The 15,795-nt window shown below is 35.5% G+C and carries 11 protein-coding genes; 2 read left to right on the top strand and 9 right to left on the bottom strand.

Annotation, left to right across the window (positions count from 1 at the left end; translation table 11 throughout):
* Positions 1-88 precede the first annotated feature (88 nt).
* From BMX24_RS05795 to BMX24_RS05785, 3 genes are all read right to left on the bottom strand, one after another.
* Complete coding sequence (locus BMX24_RS05795) at positions 89-1,972, bottom strand: type VI secretion system baseplate subunit TssF (RefSeq protein WP_089791103.1); 1,884 nt, start codon at positions 1,970-1,972, stop codon at positions 89-91.
* Between the two features lie 23 nt (positions 1,973-1,995).
* Positions 1,996-2,436 carry a GPW/gp25 family protein gene (locus tag BMX24_RS05790; RefSeq protein WP_089791102.1) on the bottom strand — a complete coding sequence of 147 codons (441 nt, stop codon included), beginning with the start codon at positions 2,434-2,436 and terminating at the stop codon, positions 1,996-1,998.
* 164 nt (positions 2,437-2,600) lie between these two features.
* Entirely contained in the window at positions 2,601-4,016 is a 1,416-nt protein-coding gene (locus BMX24_RS05785; protein ID WP_089791101.1) for an APC family permease, read from the bottom strand.
* A gap of 712 nt (positions 4,017-4,728) precedes the next feature.
* Here BMX24_RS05785 and BMX24_RS05780 point away from each other — a divergent pair.
* The gene (locus tag BMX24_RS05780; RefSeq protein WP_089791100.1) at positions 4,729-5,238 is read left to right on the top strand and encodes a DUF4920 domain-containing protein; all 510 of its coding nucleotides are present in this window, start codon (positions 4,729-4,731) and stop codon (positions 5,236-5,238) included.
* Between the two features lie 207 nt (positions 5,239-5,445).
* Here the strand turns inward: BMX24_RS05780 and BMX24_RS05775 are convergent, their stop codons facing one another.
* Entirely contained in the window at positions 5,446-6,555 is a 1,110-nt protein-coding gene (locus BMX24_RS05775) for a M14 family zinc carboxypeptidase (RefSeq protein WP_089792770.1), read from the bottom strand.
* Between the two features lie 852 nt (positions 6,556-7,407).
* Here BMX24_RS05775 and BMX24_RS05770 point away from each other — a divergent pair.
* Positions 7,408-7,956 (top strand): helix-turn-helix domain-containing protein, encoded by a 549-nt coding sequence (locus tag BMX24_RS05770; RefSeq protein WP_089791099.1) that lies wholly within the window; start codon positions 7,408-7,410, stop codon positions 7,954-7,956.
* A gap of 375 nt (positions 7,957-8,331) precedes the next feature.
* Here the strand turns inward: BMX24_RS05770 and BMX24_RS05765 are convergent, their stop codons facing one another.
* From BMX24_RS05765 to BMX24_RS05745, 5 genes are all read right to left on the bottom strand, one after another.
* Entirely contained in the window at positions 8,332-9,501 is a 1,170-nt protein-coding gene (locus BMX24_RS05765; RefSeq protein WP_089791098.1) for a proline dehydrogenase family protein, read from the bottom strand.
* 65 nt (positions 9,502-9,566) lie between these two features.
* Positions 9,567-10,496, bottom strand: coding sequence for a UbiA family prenyltransferase (locus BMX24_RS05760; RefSeq protein WP_089791097.1), 930 nt, complete (start codon positions 10,494-10,496; stop codon positions 9,567-9,569).
* A 10-nt stretch (positions 10,497-10,506) separates the two neighbouring features.
* The gene (locus tag BMX24_RS05755) at positions 10,507-11,433 is read right to left on the bottom strand and encodes a mevalonate kinase family protein (protein WP_089791096.1); all 927 of its coding nucleotides are present in this window, start codon (positions 11,431-11,433) and stop codon (positions 10,507-10,509) included.
* A 198-nt stretch (positions 11,434-11,631) separates the two neighbouring features.
* Complete coding sequence (locus BMX24_RS05750; protein WP_089791095.1) at positions 11,632-13,803, bottom strand: T9SS type A sorting domain-containing protein; 2,172 nt, start codon at positions 13,801-13,803, stop codon at positions 11,632-11,634.
* A gap of 195 nt (positions 13,804-13,998) precedes the next feature.
* On the bottom strand, positions 13,999-15,489 hold the full coding sequence (locus BMX24_RS05745) for an MFS transporter (RefSeq protein WP_089791094.1): 1,491 nt from the start codon (positions 15,487-15,489) through the stop codon (positions 13,999-14,001).
* Positions 15,490-15,795: the final 306 nt, after the last annotated feature.

The raw sequence follows: 15,795 nt of genomic DNA, 5'->3' as shown, positions 1-15,795 counted from the left end.
GATGTCATCCTGAGCGCGAAGCAGTCGAAGGGTTTTTTAATATAATCCAAATAAAAAACCGACGAAAACTTCATCGGTTCCTTATTATTTAATTTTCATAAAAGTCGGTATCTTCATTTGTGATTTTCACAAGATATTCAATCCCGTCAATCGCTTTTGAAATGATCTGGTTTCGTAGAATATTCGCCATATTTTCCCAATATGCTCTTCCATAAAAAGAGTAATTTTGCGGAACAATTTCTACCTCAACCGTTCGGATAAATCCTTCTTTCGGCTTATTGCTGATCATTGTACCCCGTTTTACCCTTACGTCTTTTACCTCATCTTTCAGCACCATTCTGCAATAGTTTTTCACGTCTTCCAGGGAAATGATCTTATCTCTCGTCGTCAAAGCATATTTGTACGCCTGGATGCTGTCTGTTCCTTTCTGTTCTTCCGCGCCGCCGATGGTTTCTGTAAGAAGGATCAGGGTTTGAGATTTTAACTGGTTTGAAAGCTCAGTTCCCGGACGCATGTGATTGGCCAGCGTAGAATGAGTCACCCAAAACGAAGCGTAGGTATGATCTGTTTTATCTACAGGTTCCATAATGACGTAGTTCAGTTCCTGTTTGATGCTTCTTTTTGCATTGTTCACTTTCTGCACCATCGATTTCATCTTGTCGGACATTTCACTTAAAACGCCCTTCACATTATCTCTGTTTAATAAAGAAAAAGCTGCAATTTCATCTCTTGTCAGTTCCAGGACATTGGCTATCATATCGACGGCATTCCTGTTGGTGAAACGCTCCATTCCGCCCTTTCTTACGGTGTATAAGCCTTTTCTGAGATCATCACTCGGAGTGAAAGGGATTTCTGTATATCTTCTTCCGTCGCCGTCCTGAACTTCATCAACATATAAAAAATGTTCACCTTCATCGGTAACCAACGGAATATTATTCCCCATAATATCCAAACTGTATTCTGTTTTTTTCCAACCGCGGTTGTAAATAGGAAATGCATTGAGTACAAAAGAAAAATTATCAAGAATTTCTGCCGAAAACTGTGGCGGAAATTCGAAAGTAAGCCACAAATAACGTTTTCCGTCGATATGTTTGGTGATTTCGTCTTTATAATCAACAAAATCCAAATTCTCAGGAAGTTTTCCCGGTTCGGAAAATAACGAGTCTGAAAGTCCCGAAATCTCTATAAATTTATGATGATAAATGCTTTTAACATCTTCAATCAACTTATTTTGAATCGACTGTTCACGAAACATCTGCTCATATCCGTCGGTTTGGTTATTTTTAAGGTAAGTAAGCCCCTCTTTTACAAATAAAGGATTTCCGCTGCTGGAAACGGTGATGTACGGTAATAATTTATAGACAAAATCCAGATGCTCAAAAGCAGGATTTGAACAGTAAATGCTTATATATTTAGGAAAATTTTCATTATCATACTTTGAAACATTAATACCAATTGTTACTTTTCTGTAATCTTCCGGTTTCCCCTGAAATCTTGCAATCGGAATTTTATTTAACCTGTCATCCACGCTGTAGCAGGTATTTCCGACAAACATAATGGAGGTTTGCGCTCTATTAATTCTAATATTTCCTACCGGAGTAAAAGGAATATTAATCTGCTTATCAGACTCCGATTTTACTGTGGAAGTCATCTGTTTTCTGAAGAAAAACTCGGTGTGTTCCAGCAAAACCTCAGAAGATTCATAAGGCTGCGTAAAAGCAATCGCGTGAGCAGGAATCGGGTGTGTATAAATGGACGGCGTCAATAATTTCGCCAGTTTTTCTAAAATTCTGGCGTTTACCGTTTGTATTTCGTTATTGGCTTTAAATATTTCAGTACTGAAAGCATCAATCAGTAATTTCACGAAAGGATCCAGAGACTGCGGACTTTTCAATCCCCAAACTTTGGTCGCGTTCTGAAGCATTCTCGCTTTTACGGATTCTTTGGAATAAATATTTTGGTCTAAGTTCATAATTCTGGTTACAGTTTCAATATTTAATCAATTGACATCGGGCTCAGAAACAATTCTGTGGAAAAGCTGAAACGCTCTCCGGTTGCTTCCATTTTTGCATTGATGGCGATCTTTACTTTCTTTTTGATTTCGGTGTGTTCTTTTGTATCGTAGCTGTGCTCTACAAACTGAATATGCGCATCAATCTGCGGCTGAACGATCCGGGGTTCGTATTCCTGTATCTGTCTTTTTAAGCTTTTTATGAAAACAGTTTCCCAGACGGCACTTGTGACTCCATTATCGAATTCCAGATTCCAAACGTCGTTTCCGTAATTTTCATCATATCTGTTTTCGCCTTTTTTGGTAGTGATCAGCAACATGATATTGTGGGCAATACTTTCTCCCATGTCGCAGGTATCAATACTTCCTCCCTCCGTCATTAAGGTCGACGGTACAAAAGGCATTCTGTAATTTGGTGTGTCCATGATTTCAACTTCTTAATTTTTTACTTCATAATTCTCGTTTACTTGAAAAGAAATACCAAATTAAACATTTTTCACGAAATAGAATATTATAAGATTTTAAAATTGATGGAAATTATAATGAGCAATAAAAAAGCTGCCCGAACCAGTCAGACAGCTTTTGAAATTTATTCTTGAATCTTCTTATTTCGATTAATAAAATAATAGACGGGAAGTCCGAGGAGAACCATCAGGAATCCCGGCCAGGTGTATTGCTGTTTGTAAATTAATAATAAAATACAGAAACCTGTCCCGATCAATAAATAAATAACCGGCGTAAGCGGATATAACCACGTCTTATAGGGTCTTTCCAAATTCGGCTGTTTGAATCTTAAGTAAATTACCCCAAAAACCGTAATCATATAAAATAATACAATTACGAAAGAAATCATATCCAAAAGATTCCCATATTGACCGCTTAAACAAAGGATAGAAGCCCAAATTCCCTGCATCCAAAGTGCATTGGCAGGAACATCATTTTGGTTGTTCTTTTCTGCCTGCTTGAAAAACATTCCGTCTTTGGCCATGGTTTGAAAAACTCTTGCGCCAGCTAAGATCAGTCCGTTGTTGCAGCCGAAAGTCGAAACCATTACCAAAACAGCAATAATCGCCGTTCCCGCACTTCCGAAAATAAAATGAGACGCCGCAACCGCTACCCTGTCGTTTTCTGCAAAAGCGATTGAATCTCTGTCTAAAGCATTAAGATATACATAATTAACAGCAATATATAAAATCATCACGGCTGTTGTTCCGTAAATCATTGATTTTACCACATTTTTTTTGGGGTTTTCTATTTCACCCGAAACGAAAGTCACACTTTCCCATGCCACAGAACTGAATACGGAACCTACCATTGCTGCTGCAATTCCGCCCAATAAGGTCATTCCACCGATCGGTTCCCAGCCTTCTTTCAGGAAATTACCAAGTGCGTCTTTTTTAAGATTATTAAAAGAATCGTATCCTAAGCTAAAATTTTCCGCCAAATGAGAAATATCAACTAAAATAAATCCGGCAGCAATTAAGCCCACCAAAGCGATAATTTTCGATCCTGTAAAAATATTTTGTAAAATTTTACCGCTTTCTACCCCTCTTGTATTAAAATAGGTCAATAAAATTATAGTCCCTATGGCTAAAATTTGGATCCACGTAATTTTAAACTCACCACTTTGAAAAATCGGAGCCGCATCATTAAGAGCCGGAACCAGATAAGCGGTAAATTTCCCGAAAGCCATGGCAACCGCAGCAATTGTCCCTGTCTGAATGACCGTAAACAATCCCCAACCGTAAAGAAATCCCATTCGTTTTCCAAAAATTTCTTTTAGATAAGTGTACTGTCCGCCAGCTTTTGGGAAAATCGCCGAAAGCTCTCCATAGCTGATCGCTGCAGCCACCGTCATGATTCCCGTAATCACCCAAACGATTATCAGCCAGAATCCTGAGCCGAGATTTCGCATCATATCAGCGCTTACGATGAAGATTCCGCTTCCGATCATAGAACCCATTACCAGCATAATGGCGTCCCAAAGTTTTAGTTTTTTTTGCATAGTTGAGTATAGGCGTCAAATATAAATAAATATCAGATTGTTTTTTGATTTTGTTTGAAATTAAGCTAAGTTGAAATAAAATGTATTGAATATTTCTTTTAACGCAAGGTTCGCAAGGCTTTTTTGTAATTAATGATTTTTATTTTTTTCACGATTCGTCATAGTGAGCAAAGCGAAGCAATCTCAAAGTTTGTCATCCAATCAGAATCGAAGGACTTTTTAATATAAACTAATTTTTTTAATGTGAAATGCAGAGTCCTTCGACTGCTTCGCGCTCAGGATGACAGGTCGCTAATACTAATTGTTTACTTATACATAATAATTTTCCACTGTCATCCTGAAAGGATCTAAGCACGAATTTTTCCGTACTGTTTTCTAATACTATGTTTAGATCCTTTCAGAAGGACAAACTTATTTGAGATTGCTTCGCTTTGCTCACTATGACGAATTGTGAAAAAATGACTGCGACCCTAGCCCCGATAGGAACGGTTACCCCGCAACGATGTTGGGGAGTTGGAGGGTTTGGTGTTGGGGAGCGGTGGCGTGAGGAGTAAGAGTGGATAGCGGGAAATAGCTCTCAATAAAAAATATTAAACAAGTTTCTATTTAAAATCAATTTAAACACAAACAGTACAATTCCATCTGTTTTTTATCAAGTTTTTGAAGCTTTCTGATTCAAATTTTATTAGTATTTTTGAAAAAAATATTAAAAATGAAATTCAAAGCGATATTATTTGCAGCTGCCGTGAGTGTTTCAACATTTGCTTTTGCACAAGAGGCTAAAAAATTTGGTCCTCCAGCAGGAAATGCGTTGGTAGGCGATACTTACGGAGGCGGAGTAGCTACAAAGGTAGAATCTAAAGCAATCTCTGTTGATAAATTAAGTAAAAAGCTTAAAAAAGAGAATAAAAAAGTAGAAAACGTTGCCGTAAAAGGAAAAGTTACAGACGTTTGTGAGAAAAAAGGGTGCTGGTTAACAATCCAGACTGAAGATAATTCTCAGTTTTTCGTGAAAATGAAAGATTATGCATTCTTCGTTCCTACTGCTTTGAAAGGTAAAACGGTGGTTTTAGATGGTACTGCAGAAAGAAAAGTAACTTCTGTGGATGAGCAGAAACACTACGCTGAAGACGCGAAAAAGCCTCAAGCTGAAATCGATGCGATTACAACTCCGAAAGAAGAGATCAGATTTGTAGCGAATGGAATTAAAGTTGTGAACTAAAATTGCAGTTTTTCAAACGCAAAGATTTTATTGAACTCAACTTTACTTAGTGAGCAAAGACTGGACAAATAAATTTGTCTGATGAAGCGCTCGCTTAATGAAATCAACTTGTTGATTGATCTTAGCTCACTTAAAATTGTACGCAAAAACTTGACCTTTGCGTTAAAAATAAATAAAACAAAAGCGGAACAAAATTGTTCCGCTTTTTTAGTCTTCTATTGTAAAATTTACTTCTGCGTCGAGTTTTGGATATTTATTGGCCGAAACAAACTTCTTTCCGGTACAGTCGATTTCCAGCCAGCCTTTTCGCTGTTTTACTTCTCCCACTTCCATTACAAAGGGAACAAACGAGATCTCATCTTTTCCTTCCTCCTTAATTTCCCTGTACTGAACGGCTACATCCAAAATGCACTCATGATCCGTATTCAGTTTTACGTTCCTGTAAACGATGTCGTAATGCGTTTCCCGGTTTTCGGGAATATCCAGGTAAGTTTCCCACCCATCAATTCCGGAGTTTAATTCACTGATCGCTTTTAAAGCATAATACAGCGCAATCGTATAATATTTTCTCGTTCCTTTTCTTGTATAATCGTCAACAAAATGTCCGCCTTCAAATAAAATCGTCGGCATCCCTGCTTTGATGAAATTATCACCTGTGGAAGTCGGGTAAAATTCATCAGAATATCTTCCGATCTGATTGGGAATCATTTCTTTCAGATGATGATAAACATTGGCAATGACTGCCATACATTTCTTTCTGTTATCCGTAACAGTACGTTCCACATTTTCGGACGGCGCCAAAAAAGAAAGTGTCGCTGGGTGAACTCCGTCTGTTGTAAAAATCGTCCTTTGCTCATGAAGATTTAAAGCATAGTCGTATTTTTTAGAAGCTGCCATACTTTTCAGGAATTTGATTTCCTTACTGTTTTCATTATGAAAATCGCGGTTTAGATCGATGTCTATGGCATTTAATCTTGTCCATCTTTCAGAACCGTCTGGATTTAACATAAAAATAAAATCGAGGGTGATTTTACTAAACAATTCTTCTTTTAGTTCAGGAGCTTTATCCAAGGTCATTAATAAATCGAGCATTGCGTGCGTTGCATTGGATTCGTTTCCGTGCATTTGCGACCAGGCTAGGACATTGATGTTTCCGGTTCCGACACTAAGTTTATAAATAGGTTTTTCTAAATACGACTTTCCGATCTCCTGAATATAATCGCTGAGATTGGTCTGTAGGTAAGAAAATAATTTTTCAGGGGAAATATAACGATTTGGGAAATCAGGATTGGGCTGATAAATCTGTTGAAAATTCATTGTGTAATAGTTTACAAGAGTCAAATTTAACCATTTTTGAGGAAAAAATAAAATTAACATTTGTAATTAAATTAAACGATGTAAATTGACAAGATGACTGTGGATAAAATTGTGGATTACATATAATTTAATATAAATATTTTAACTAACTTAAATTCAGTTATTTAAAATTTATATCTAAATATAAGATTGAACTTTACTTTAAGTGAATAAATCCTTGTTTTTCAACATTTGGGTGTAATTCTCTTAAACATGTACAACTGTGGAAAATTGAAAATGAATTATAATATACAATTGTAAATTGTTGATAATTTAGAACTTTAAACTTCAATTTTTAGTTGATTTTTGGTGAGATTTAAGATTGTAGCTAAAAAGAAATTTATCCAGATATAATGAAAAAAGACAGTTCATAATTAAATGTTAAAACAACTTTATAATGGCTGTTTACTGAAATTAAAATATCTTTTACGCATGAATTTATAGCCATTATTATACATAATCAGCTATTTATACTCTTCTACTCTTTTCTATCGAAATTTAGGGCTTAAAAACGGCTAGAAGCACCATTGACAAGAGGTTTAGCAGTAATGCTAGAATTGAAATTAATATATACAGCGTTTACTTCATCTTTTACTTTAAGTCAAAACAGGAAAAACGAATATTGCGGAAAAATTGTTGAATAAAAATTGCATAAATATTTTGAATATAATAGTTTATCTATATAAATAACTGTTAATCAATTAAATATATAGTTTACAATTGTATCTTAAAATATTTTACAATTGTTTACTTTTGTATTTTGCATTTGTAAACTTTATTTTTACATTTGTAAATTGATAAAAAGCTTATAATATGAGTTTAAATGAAAGAATTTCCAAGGTAATTGAGTATTCAAAATTGACGCCGTCAGAATTTGCAGATGAAATTGATGTGCAGCGATCTTCTATCTCCCACATTACCTCCGGAAGAAACAAACCTTCACTTGAATTTATCATTAAAATAAAATCCCGCTTCCCTGAAATTCTCTGGGATTGGCTGGTAAATGGTGACGGCGAAATGCTAAAATCAGAATTACCGGAAACGGTAAAACCCATTGATGAAATTGCCGAAATTTCTGAGGAGGAAAAATTGAAGCCAACTTCACTTCCCGATCTTTTTACGATGATGAACGATGATGAAGATTTCGGAGCTGAAGAAACTAAAGTTGAGCCCGCGAAAATAAGTCCCCGAGAATCGTTTATACCACATCAAAGTACAGCCCAAGAAAAAATAATCGATTCTCAGCGATTAGAAAAATCTAATGATCAAATAATCAATCAAGTCATTGGAAATCAAACAAGTAAGATAAAACGTATTGTGCTCTTCTACGAAAACGGAAAATTCGAAAGTTTTGAGCCATAAAAAACCTGATCACAGAAAATGATCAGGTTAAAAATATTTGAAGAAGAAAACTAAAGCTATTGCTTTACAGTTTTTATCGTTACAACTTAATTTACTCTTTGCTTATAAATATTTTTTCAATAGAAATAAGTACGAATTTTTTTTAAATGATTTTGCAAAATTGCTACAGAATATTAGCAAAGCAGTAAGTCGCGTTTCATGTATTTTAGTTTTTCAATGTATATCAAATATATGAATAAAATCAATAATAAAACATTTCTTCTTTTAAAAATTTATCAATAAAATTAATCGTTATTATAATTTTTATCAATTTAACAATAAAAAAAGCCTCACACTATTATGCAAGGCTTCAATATTATTAATAATGAAAATTATTTATCTGTTTTTTCTTCTTTCCAGTTCTTTTTTAATCAGGCCAAGTTCTCTTCCTGTTTGTCCTGCCACAGACGTATTTTCCTGTGCTCTTCTGGTAAGATACGGAACCACATCTTTTACAGGTCCGTACGGAAGGTATTTTGCTACGTTATAGCCTTTATCAGACAAATAGAAAGTGATATTGTCACTCATTCCGTAAAGCTGCCCGAAATATACATGAGGATTGTCATTCTGCAGTCCTGCAGCCTTCATTTTATCCATCACCAATTCTGAAGAAATTTCGTTGTGCGTCCCAAAAAACGCTGAAACTTTATCCAGATGATTCATCACAAAATCAATTCCTGCATTATAGTTTTTATCAGATGCATCTTTGGTCGGCTGGATCGGATCGGCATAGCCTTTTTCTGTGGCTCTCGCTCGTTCTTTTTCCATATAAGCTCCACGAACGATCTTATAACCAATGAAATAGCCTTTTTCCCTCGCTCTCTGAAGATGTTCTTCCATATATTCCAATCGGCCTGTTCTGTACATCTGGATGGTATTCCAAACAATCGGCTTTTCCTGGTTGTACTTCTCCATCATCTCTTCGCAAAGATGGTCTGCAGCGTCCTGCATCCACGTTTCTTCTGCATCTACCATTACTTTTTTGTCATTTTCATGGCAAAGTTTACACACTTCATCAAACCTTTTTACCACTCTTTCCCATTCTTCCTTCTGGCTCGAAGTAAGTTCTGCATTTTTCCCAACAGCTTCGTACAGGTCAATTCTACCAAAAGCAGTCGGTTTGAAAACAATAAAAGGAATCGCAGGATTTCCCACAGAAAATCTAACGATATCTTTAATCTCTTGGCACACAGCATCAAACGTGGCTTCATCTTCCTTTCCTTCAATGGAATAGTCGAAAATACTTCCAACTCCTCTTTTGAAAAGCTGTTTCACGACTTTCATACTTTCTTCACGCGTTTCACCACCGCAAAACTGTTCAAACAAAGTGTTCTTTACAATTCCGGTAACGAAAGGAAAATTATTATGAATCGTGAAATTAAGAACAGAAGTTCCAAGACTTGTAAGAGCCGGCTGTTCAATCAGTTTGAACATCCAGTACGCTTTCTTTAACTGTGCATCGGATTTATCTGCAAATGCAACTTTAGTATCGTTAAAAATGGGCATTACTTTTATATAAATTTAAGGTTTTGCGAAGATAAGAAAATGTAAGGTTTTTTCGAGAAAATTTTCTATAATTTACCTTCCAGTCCATTTAAAAGCATGGCGATGATGCCGACGAACACCCAAAATCTTAGAATATTGAGGGTTATGAATTTACTTCTTCTCGAGTCATTCAGAAGAAGATAGATGCATAAGATAAAGACAAATAACCCTCCCGCAAAATAATACGCCATAAACCCCGAAATCCCTGTTCTGAGGATAAGTTTCATGGAAACACCCATCGTAATCATTAATAAAGAAACGATAATAATTTTGGTATTTTTATTTTTAAAATAATTCGGAATGGTAATATAGCCGAAAGCCTTATCTACGCTTTTCGTTAATGTATCTTTCACAATATCAATACATAAAAGAATTAAAAACAGAAAGATTGCCATTAATAAAACCTTCTTGGAAAAAGTTTCATAATACACCATCATCCCAAAAAACGGGTATAAAGTAAGGCTTACGAATGTGAGATTATTTAAGATTAAAATCCGACTCAGTTTATGACTGTAAAACCACATAAAAAACTGATAGACAACGAAGAATACAAAAACCCTGTGCGAAATTGTCCAGGCAACTCCCAAAGAAAGTATGCTTAAAAACAGATATGCATACAGAAAATATTTTTGTTTAATAAAGCTCTGGATCCTTGTTCTAAAGGGTTTTACGATATGATCTTTCTCAAAATCATAAAACTGATTGATAATTCCGCCCGCTAAAATCGTAAGAACCGTACAAAAAATAATGCCGTGAACTTTGAAATCAAAGACAAATTTTCTGAATGTTTCATCTTGATTAAAAAGGAAAAACGTTGATACATACAACGCAAAAGTGAGCAAAATAGCAACAAAAAAGCGAGCTCCCAAAAGAAAGCCCACAAATTGTGAAAATCTGTAAAAAAAAGATTTTTGAATATAATTTTTCTGCTGGAAAGGTTCTTTTTCAGAATTCATTCCAACGTATTTAGAATCTGTAAATCACTTCTTTATGGAAGCCGTCAAGCATTTTTTCAGCTTTTTCGTAGTCTTTAGTGAAACCTAAAATATAGCCGCCACCGCCGCTTCCGCACAGTTTCAGGTAATACGCATTAGAATCCAGACCTTTTTTCCAGATATTAAAAATACTTTCCGGGATCATCGGGCGGAAATGTTCATAAGCCCAATGTGAAAGTTTTTTCAGATTTCTGAAGAATGGGTTCATATCTTTCTTTAGGAAAGAATCGATACAAGCGTTGTTGTAGCGGATAAATTCTTCTTTCAATGTTTTACGGAAACCTTCGGTTTTCATTTTTTCGAAAAAAATCTGAATCATCGGTCCGGTTTCGCCTGTAATTCCTGAATCGATCAGGAAAATAGCGCCTTTGCCTTCCTCACCTTCGGGAATTGCCACTTTGTCTAAATTCTCTCTGTTTTCGATAAGAATCGGCAGATTCATGTAACAGATCAAAGGATCCATTCCTGAGCTTTTACCGTGAAAATAGCTTTCCATTTCTCCGAAAACAGCTTTTAAATGCTTCAGATTATCTTTGGAAATATTTTCAGGATTAAGCTTATTCACAGAATATTTTTCAAAAATAGCAGCTACAAGAGCTCCCGAACTTCCCACACCATATCCCTGCGGAATATTGGAATCAAAGAAAAGTCCGTTTCTAATATCATTTTTAAAACTTTCTATATCAAGTTTAAAATCATCAGACAGGTCAAGTACCGAAAGGAAATCTGCATATTTGTGAAGATGCTGGTTTGATTTTTTTTCGAATTCAGAATCAAGATCTGAAAATTTTAAAGCTCCTTTATAGAAGCTGTAGGGAACTACAAGCCCTTGAGAATCCTCGATCATGCCGTATTCTCCAAACAAAATGATTTTTGCGTAAAATAAAGGGTTTGTCATTTTTTAATTAAAATAAATTTTTTTTGCAAATTTAAAATTATTCCGCTGAATATAAGCAAAATTCGCGCCGAATTCTAACATATTTTAACAGCGAACCTCGCTTAGATTTTTAAATAAATCTTAAAATTCGTGTTTCTAGTATTAAAGATAACAAAAAAAGCCTGAATAATCAGGCTTTTTTTATAAAATATCAATAAATTATTGTTTAATTAATTTCTTTGTAACTTTCTGTTTTTCTGTCTCTACCGTTACCACATAATTTCCAGTCTGCATGGAAGAAATATTAACCTCAAATTTAGTCCCTTTTAAAGACGATTCCGATTTGATTAACCTTCCGGCCTCGTCATAGATTTTAAACGATTTTAACGCCTCTTTTGACGAAATTGTGATAAGATTTCTTGCCGGGTTCGGATAGATGCTTACCGAATTATCTTTTGTATTTACATCTTCAACAGCTAATACTGCACAAGAGAAATTTGCTTTCCAACCGCTTTCATTTACTGCCGGATCGGAAACAAATCTCACTGTAATCGCTCCTGAAGGGTGTGTAGAAGTGAATGATCCCGGTAAAGTACTTCCCGTTAAAGCATTTCCATTAGCAAACATCGGAGAGCTTGTAGACGGACCATTGTAGATATACATGAAATCGTAATCCTGCTCCATCGCAAATTCCGTGAAATTCATTGTCAGGGCTCCTGAACTTGGGTAGAACGTTTTCACGATAGTTTGGTTATCACCATAATTTTCAGTTGTACCCCCTGTATCGGTAAATAATGTTCCGCTGCACCAGTCTGCATCGGTAAGGAACAGCTGTGTTCTCTGATATCCCGCTGAACAGTCCGTTCCTACAGATAAAAGATAATAGGTTGCTGGCTGCAGATTGGAGAAATTAAATGATTGGGTCGTTGTATTTCCTGTTGTAACCGAAGTTCCGTCAAATTTTGTCAGTTTATACTTCCATGAAGTTGAAGTTGCGTCCGTAAATGAAGCACTTGCAGAACTTTGTGTGATATTGGAAACAGACAATCCGCTAATCGTGGTAGAACAAGCCGTTGTACAGTTTGTTCCCAGACAAGCTTTAGAATCAACTGTATTTCTGATCAAAGCGGCTGGTTGAGGACCAAAACCATTGGCAAAACTAATTCCAACTCCTGAAAGTAAATGGCAGTAACTCATGATCGTTCCTTTTACTGTAGAAGAAGGAATTGGACCTATCGGACACGTTCCTTCCGGATAACCAGCCTGAGTCCCACAACCGTCGATTGCGGTAGAATTTCCATTCCATGCACAAGCGTGGGTATGCGGAGAACCTAAACTGTGCCCCATTTCGTGCGTCATTGCTTCGATCGTCCATGAATAAACTGGAACGTTATTATATGTCTGAGAAGCTCCAGAATAAGCATGTCTGCTTGTTGTACAAAGTGAATTTATGTAAGCAACACTCGTTGTGGAAGGTTGGTTTACTAAGTGCGCCAAATCTCCGTTAAAAGTCTGTCTGTTTGTTCTAAAACTTGCTAAATTCGCATTTGGAGTTCCTGTATAAGGATCCTGGGTTGTCCAGATATATACTTCATTTAAAGCAATTCTAATATCATCATTCATGTAAAGTGTTGAGATATTATTGTGAATGGCAGTCAGCCAGTTGGTTGTAACTGTTGTATCCGAACCATTATTGAGATAAGGTGTATAGCAAATTTCGTAGTAAATTCTTACACAATTCTGTGTCGCTACTTTACCTGCATTTTTTTGAGTATTAGGATCAAAAGAAATTTTTTGTTTTTGGTTTTCCGCCAGTTCATCCACTCCACATACGAAAGGATTAATCCCTGTCAGTTTTGAGTCGGAATAACTTACGAAATCTGTAGAATTCTTAACTTTTCCTACAATAATATTCCCTAATTCCAATGTTGAAGCTACCCCAACGATATCATCATTAAAGAAACTGAAGGCTACAACAGATTGGTTGTCACCTTTCACAATTCCCTGATAATAAGCTCCGGGCGTATAATTTACGATTTCACCTTTATTGGTTGTTACCTTAAAATCATTCGTAAAGATCTGATTTTTATAAAGTTCAAGAGTAATTTCCTTACCATCGAAAGGGAAAGAAATTTCAAGAAATTCCGGTTTGTCGTGTACAATTTTTTTAAGCTGTTTCGAATCAACATTAATGACTGTGATGTCTGTTGCTGCTCTTTTGTATTCAGCTAATTTTTCAGATGTTTTGTTGACTTCAAATACATCATACTTTTCAAAATTTTTCTTCTGGGTATGGAATTCTGAAACCTTTTGGGCAATGGGTCTCATGTTTTGGGCAAAACCGAATATCCCACATTGCAAAATGGAAAGAATTAGAAGTTTTTTTATCATTGCTACTATTTTATTACAGTTTGCAAATAAACAAAAAAAATCTAAACTTAGTGAGAACTTGATATAATTTTCACACAATTTAAAACTTAGTATTAAATAAAAAGTAAAAAAACTACTAGAACTATGTAATATTATGTTTAATTCAATAAATGATGAAAATAAAAAAAGCGCTTTAAAACAGCGCTTTTAATTTTATTAGTCTTTTTTTTCTTTTTGTATGCTAATTTTCACAAATCGTATAAGAATTAATCCTGCTCCGAAAAAAAGCGTCATGGAAAGTGCCGCAAAACGCATATTGTTGAACTGCTCAATAAGAGTGGCAAAAATAAAGGTTCCGATGATAATGGCAATCTTCTCCAAAACATCGTAGAAACTGAAAAATGTAGTATTTTCCATAGAATCTTCCGGCAGAAGCTTTGAGTAAGTAGATCTTGACATCGCCTGAAGACCACCCATTACAAGCCCCACAACCGCTGCTACACCATAAAACTGATATTCTACGGTAGGGTTTTCCTTGTTTAAGAAATAGGCCCAAATACACGCAACGATCCATAAAACAACGGCAATGGAAATCACGTTTTTGTTACCGATTTTCCTAGATAATCTTGAGAAAATCACCGCTCCGATAATGGCTTCAATCTGAATTACCAGAAGTGTTGCAATCAGTTTATCCTGAGCCAGATTGATTTCACTTTTTCCAAACAAGGTCGCCATCAGGAAAATCGTCTGCATCCCGACACTGTAAAAGAAGAAACTTGAAAGGAAAAATTTTAAGTTTTTATCTTTAAACAATTCATTTCCTACTTTAAACAGCTCGTGGAAACTTTCCTTTGCAATGTCTTTATAGAAGCTTAAATTATCTTTTAAAACCTCAAAGAAACCACCTTGCTCTTCGTGTTTTTTGAAGATGTTTTTATAATTTAATAATACTAAATCTTTCGGTAATTTTTCTTTCACATCACCAAATTGAGGCAAATGCTTGAAAGTATATTGTGAAAATCCGAACCACCAAGCTCCTGTCAACAGAAAACTGATTCTTGTAAACAGCAATTGCTTTTCCGGATTTCCTTTCCCTACAACCTGGATTAATACCAAACAAATGATCACCAACACTACAGAACCGATATATCCGTAGACATAACCTCTCGCAGACAATGCATCCTGCTTATCCCGCGTTGCAATATCGGGTAAAAACGAGTTATAAAATACCAAACTTCCCCAGAAGCCGACACTCGCCGTAATGCTGAAAAGAAGGCCTAAAAAGACGTTGTGCATCCCCGTAAACATCGCCAACCCCATACATGAAGTCGCTCCCAAATAACAGAAGAACTGCAGGAAAGATTTTTTGTTTCCAATCGTATCTGCCAAAGAAGATAAAAACGGAGACAGCAAAACCACAATAAAGAACGATATCGTGAGTGAATAACCATAAACTGCATCGGGTTGATATTCTTTTCCGAAAATCTTAATCAGGTGCCTCACAGGAACATCGATCCATGATTTTGTTTCCGCCACATATTCTTTCTTTTCGTAAGCTGTGGTAAGAATGGAATAATAAATCGGGAAAATAGTAGAAGTAATTACCAAAGAATAAACGGAGTTTGCCCAGTCGTACACTGCCCAAGCTTTCATAATCTTTGGATTATTCTTTATATTTTGAGGTTGTTGATTCTCAATTTCAGACATTTCAAATAAATATTAGTAGCACAAAAATAAAAAAACCATTGAATATTCGGTGGTTTTTATTTTCTTTCGGCGAAATTTTATTATTTGGTTAATTTGAAAATCTTTTTTAACGCAAAGGACGCAAAGTTTTTTTTGAAAATGATATTGTTGATTTTTCGTTCGCTAAGGCTTTGTGTATGATTATTTGTATCCTGTTTGTCTTTCTGACGAAGTAAGAATCTATTTTTATATTTTCATTAAAGCGTTCTGATGGTCTTAAGGTGTTTTGGGAATAAAGTTACGTAATGTCTGAAATGTATTAACAGA

Source organism: Chryseobacterium wanjuense (assembly GCF_900111495.1).
GTDB lineage: Bacteria > Bacteroidota > Bacteroidia > Flavobacteriales > Weeksellaceae > Chryseobacterium > Chryseobacterium wanjuense.
This window is presented reverse-complemented; position numbering and strand designations above follow the sequence as displayed.

What these genes read in the sequence shown, in the direction of transcription:
- BMX24_RS05795 (WP_089791103.1), bottom strand. Translation starts at nt 1,972, where the DNA reads ATGAACTTAGACCAAAATATTTATTCCAAAGAATCCGTAAAAGCGAGA.
- BMX24_RS05790 (WP_089791102.1), bottom strand. Translation starts at nt 2,436, where the DNA reads ATGGACACACCAAATTACAGAATGCCTTTTGTACCGTCGACCTTAATG.
- BMX24_RS05785 (WP_089791101.1), bottom strand. Translation starts at nt 4,016, where the DNA reads ATGCAAAAAAAACTAAAACTTTGGGACGCCATTATGCTGGTAATGGGT.
- BMX24_RS05780 (WP_089791100.1), top strand. Translation starts at nt 4,729, where the DNA reads ATGAAATTCAAAGCGATATTATTTGCAGCTGCCGTGAGTGTTTCAACA.
- BMX24_RS05775 (WP_089792770.1), bottom strand. Translation starts at nt 6,555, where the DNA reads ATGAATTTTCAACAGATTTATCAGCCCAATCCTGATTTCCCAAATCGT.
- BMX24_RS05770 (WP_089791099.1), top strand. Translation starts at nt 7,408, where the DNA reads ATGAGTTTAAATGAAAGAATTTCCAAGGTAATTGAGTATTCAAAATTG.
- BMX24_RS05765 (WP_089791098.1), bottom strand. Translation starts at nt 9,501, where the DNA reads ATGCCCATTTTTAACGATACTAAAGTTGCATTTGCAGATAAATCCGAT.
- BMX24_RS05760 (WP_089791097.1), bottom strand. Translation starts at nt 10,496, where the DNA reads ATGAATTCTGAAAAAGAACCTTTCCAGCAGAAAAATTATATTCAAAAA.
- BMX24_RS05755 (WP_089791096.1), bottom strand. Translation starts at nt 11,433, where the DNA reads ATGACAAACCCTTTATTTTACGCAAAAATCATTTTGTTTGGAGAATAC.
- BMX24_RS05750 (WP_089791095.1), bottom strand. Translation starts at nt 13,803, where the DNA reads ATGATAAAAAAACTTCTAATTCTTTCCATTTTGCAATGTGGGATATTC.
- BMX24_RS05745 (WP_089791094.1), bottom strand. Translation starts at nt 15,489, where the DNA reads ATGTCTGAAATTGAGAATCAACAACCTCAAAATATAAAGAATAATCCA.